The organism is Mesorhizobium sp. M7A.F.Ca.CA.004.06.1.1 (assembly GCF_003999135.1).
Classification (GTDB): Bacteria; Pseudomonadota; Alphaproteobacteria; order Rhizobiales; family Rhizobiaceae; genus Mesorhizobium.
In genome coordinates this window covers 1-3,972 of record NZ_RZPQ01000559.1, presented here as the reverse complement: position 1 = coordinate 3,972, position 3,972 = coordinate 1, and the positions used below count along the sequence as shown (strand labels likewise).

Genomic DNA, 3,972 nt, shown 5'->3' with positions numbered 1-3,972 from the left:
CAGCGTCGACACCGACAAGCCGATAACGCCGGAAGCCAAGCCGAAGCCCGTCGACACGACCTCGGCTCCGCCGCCCGCGCCGACCCCGATCGAAAAGCCGAAGCCCGAGGACGTGCCGAAGCCGCAGGAGAAGCCCAAGCCCACCCCGGCAACGGAAGTGGCGCCGGCGCCCACGCCCAAGGAAGAGGTCAAGCCCGAGCCGGTCAAGCAGGCCGACCCCAAGCCGACACCGGCCAAGCCGGCGCCAACCCCGCCACCGCAGGACAAGACCGCTGCCATCGATCCGACGCCCGAGGTCAAGCCTGACGCCGTCGCTGAAGCCATAGCGCAGGAGCCGCCCGCCGAGGCGACGCAGCTGCCGGATTCCGCTCCCGCGCCGGAAGCGCGGCCGAAGCCGCAGCCGGCGCAGGCCGAAAGCGCCAAGGCGCCGGAACGCAAGAACGCCGACAAGCCGGTCAAGGAAGCGTCGTCGAAGCCGAAGTCCGACGACAAGCAATTCAACGCCGACGAGATCTCCGCGCTCCTCGACAAGCAGAAACCATCCGGCGGTGGCGCCAAGCGCTCGACCCAGCAGGCGTCGCTCGGCGGCGACAAGGATCAGGGCCAGAAGCTTTCCAGGTCCGAAATGGGTGCTCTGGAAAGCCAGCTTGGCGGCTGCTGGACCCTTCCCGCGGGCCTTGAAGGTTCCGAGAACTTCGTCGTCGTGGTGCGGTTCAACCTGGATGCCTCCGGCAAGCTGGACGGACGCCCGGCGGTCGAAACGTCGAGCGGAAACCGCCAGTTCGACGAAAGTGCCGTTCGTGCGGTGCAAAAATGCGATGTCACTGGCCTGCAAGTTCCCGCCGGCAAGCAGGACATCTGGGCCGACGTCCGCGTCACCTTCGATCCAAGGGAGATGCTGGGCCTCTAAGGCCCGGGTATCCGGAAATCAGTACGAGAAGCGAGAAGACATGAAATCAATCCTCAAGCCGCTCCTGATGGTCGCAGCAATGGCGATGGGCATGACCGCGGCCAGCACGTTGCCGGCGCTGGCGCTGGTCGAACTCAACGTCAACAAGGGCAACGTCGAGCCGCTGCCGATCGCCATCACGGATTTCCAGGGCGGCGACGCGCTTGGGGCGCAGATTTCGCAAATCGTCACCGCCGATTTGAAGCGTTCGGGTCTGTTCGCTCCGATCGACAAAAGCGCCTTTATCGAGAAGATCACCAACCCCGATGCAGCACCGCGCTTCGACGACTGGAAGGTGATCAACGCGCAGGCGCTGGTCACCGGCAGCGTCAGCAAGGAAGCCGACGGCCGCATCCGCGCCCAGTACCGGTTGTGGGATACCTTTGCCGGCCAGCAGATGGCCGGCGAGCAGTTCTTCGCCAACGACGCCAATCAGCGGCGTGTCGCCCACATCATCGCCGACGCCATCTATGAGCGGCTGACCGGCGAAAAAGGCTATTTCGACACCCGCGTCGTCTTCATCGACGAATCCGGCGCCAAGAATGCGCGCAAGAAGCGCCTCGCGATCATGGACCAGGACGGCGCCAACGTTCGCTATCTCTCGGACGGCAGGTCGATCGTGCTGACGCCGCGTTTCTCGCCGAACCGGCAGGAAATCACCTACATGTCCTATGAAAGCGGCCAGCCGCGGGTCTACCTGCTGCAGATCGAAACGGGGCAGCGCGAACTGGTCGGCAACTTTCCGGGCATGACCTTTGCGCCGCGCTTTTCGCCCGACGGCCAGAAGGTGATCATGAGCCTGCTGCGCGACGACGGCAATTCCAACATCTTCGCCATGGACCTGCGCAGCCGCTCGACGACGAGGCTGACCAACTCGACCGCCATCGACACCTCGCCGTCCTATTCGCCCGACGGCAGCAAGGTGGTGTTCACCTCCGACCGTGGCGGCCGCGCGCAGATCTACGTGATGGGAGCCGACGGCTCGGGCCAGACCCGCATTTCCTTTGGCGACGGCGTCTATTCGACGCCGGTATGGTCGCCGCGCGGCGACCTCATCGCTTTCACCAAGCAGACCGGCGGCGAATTCCAGATCGGCGTCATGAAGACCGATGGATCGGGCGAGCGCATCCTGTCCTCCGGCTTCCAGCAGGAGGGACCGACCTGGGCACCGAACGGCCGCGTGCTGATGTTCTTCCGCGATTCCGCCGGCGGGCCCAAACTGGTTTCGGTCGATCTGACCGGACGCAACGAACAATCGATCCCGACGGCGAACTTCGCTTCCGACCCGGCCTGGTCGCCGCTGCTTGAATAGAGGAACTGGGGAACTGAAGAACTGAAGAATGGAGAAGGCGGGCGGCTACATTAATCGCGCGAAGGATCTAGAGGTATATAAGCGCGCTTATGTGGTTTCTCTTGACGTCCATAAAGCTCGCTTTCCCGAAAATGGAGCAATACGCACTGGCTGATCAGTTGCGTCGCTCCAGCAAAGGAATCTGCGCCAATTTGGCTGAAGGATTTGCCAAGCAGACTCACTCCAAACCCGAATTCGCGCGGTTCATTTCGATGGCAATGGGGTCATGCAGCGAGGTGGAGACGTGGATTTCCTATGCGTTCGACCTTGGATACATCAGCCAGACACAACACGACGATTGGCTGCGATCCTATGCCCATATCTACGGCATGCTGATCAATCTGAGAGAAAAGCTGAAGTGAATTCTCTCTTCAGTTCCTCAATTCCCCAACTCTTCAATTCCTCATTTCCATCTCTTTGTCGCGTTTTGGCCGTATTTACGCCTAGGGTCCGCGTGAAATGTGGCTTCAGGCCAAAACGGCTGCGGACGGGCAGCTTAAACCAAAATTTAACCGTGTTTCTTGAATGCCGGTTAACCCAAACGTGGTTACTGGGTGATCAACGAAATCACTCAAATTAGATCACTCGAAATACGAAGGAGAGGCGGCATGGGCCGTATTGCAGCACTTACCAGAAACCCGGTCATGATCGCGCTGGTGGCGATGCTCGCCATCGCAGGTTGCGCCTCGAAGAAGACGCCGAACAACGCGGCCGATCTTGGCCTTAACGGCGCCGGCGCCGCAACACCCGGATCGGCGCAGGACTTCACCGTCAACATTGGCGACCGCATCTTCTTCGATACGGACTCGACCTCGATCCGTGCCGACGCGCAGACGACGCTCTCGCGCCAGGCGCAGTGGCTGAACCAGTACAAGCAGTATGCCATCGTCGTCGAAGGTCATGCCGACGAACGCGGCACACGTGAATACAATCTGGCGCTCGGCGCCCGCCGCGCCGCCGCCACCCGTGACTTCCTTGTCGCCAAGGGCGTCTCGGCCAGCCGTCTCAAGACCATTTCCTACGGCAAGGAACGTCCGGTCGCGGTTTGCGACGACATCTCCTGCTGGTCGCAGAACCGCCGCGCGGTCACCACGCTTAGCGGCGCTGGCTCCTGAAGCATCACGCAGCCGACCGGCGCGTCAAGAACGGCGGCCGTCTAGCGGTAAAAATGCAACATACCTGTGCGAAAGGCGGCCTTGGGGGCCGCCTTTTTCACATCCGGATGCCCGAAACAAAATTTGGCCGAAGTCTCGGCTCCTGCTATGAGCCGAGGGCGCTTGGCTGGTCCCATGCTGATTGGAAGGCGCGAACAAGCTAACGAAATCACTGCGAGAGGCACATGCATTTGAGATCGGTTCTGAGCGGCACGCTTGCGCTGCTGCTCCTATCAGGCGTCACCGCCCTGGCCAGCGGCACCGGGGCGAGCGGCACGGGGCAATCAACCGACAGCGGCTTTACCTTCCATCTTCCCAGTATCGAATTGCCCAACCTTTTCGGTCAAAAGAAGAAACCGGACCAGGTTCAGCTGGTGCAATCCGATCCTGCCGCTGTCACCAGCCTGGAAGAGCAGCTGCGGCAGATGAACGGCAAGATCGAGGAACTCAATTTCCAGGTCCTGCAGATGCAGGAGCAGATCCGCAAGCAGCAGGAAGACAATGACTTCCGCTTCCAG

Annotated in this window: 4 protein-coding genes and 1 pseudogene; all 5 read left to right on the top strand. The window is 61.5% G+C overall.

Annotated features, from left to right (window positions below; genetic code table 11):
• Positions 1-910, top strand: a 910-nt coding sequence (locus EN906_RS25680) for a TonB family protein (RefSeq protein WP_127375470.1), incomplete at its 5' end; no start/stop codon positions are given.
• A 40-nt stretch (positions 911-950) separates the two neighbouring features.
• A complete protein-coding gene (gene tolB / locus EN906_RS25675) occupies positions 951-2,261 on the top strand; it encodes a Tol-Pal system beta propeller repeat protein TolB (protein ID WP_127270138.1) in 1,311 nt (436 codons plus the stop codon).
• A gap of 101 nt (positions 2,262-2,362) precedes the next feature.
• Positions 2,363-2,662 carry a four helix bundle protein gene (locus tag EN906_RS25670; RefSeq protein ID WP_236383235.1) on the top strand — a complete coding sequence of 100 codons (300 nt, stop codon included), beginning with the start codon at positions 2,363-2,365 and terminating at the stop codon, positions 2,660-2,662.
• Between the two features lie 246 nt (positions 2,663-2,908).
• Complete coding sequence (gene pal, locus EN906_RS25665; protein WP_013529149.1) at positions 2,909-3,415, top strand: peptidoglycan-associated lipoprotein Pal; 507 nt, start codon at positions 2,909-2,911, stop codon at positions 3,413-3,415.
• A gap of 224 nt (positions 3,416-3,639) precedes the next feature.
• Positions 3,640-3,972, top strand: a pseudogene (locus tag EN906_RS25660) (tol-pal system protein YbgF); the annotation flags it as partial.

Coding starts and splice junctions, on each gene's coding strand:
- pal (WP_013529149.1), top strand. CDS start 2,909: ATGGGCCGTATTGCAGCACTTACCAGAAACCCGGTCATGATCGCGCTG.
- tolB (WP_127270138.1), top strand. CDS start 951: ATGAAATCAATCCTCAAGCCGCTCCTGATGGTCGCAGCAATGGCGATG.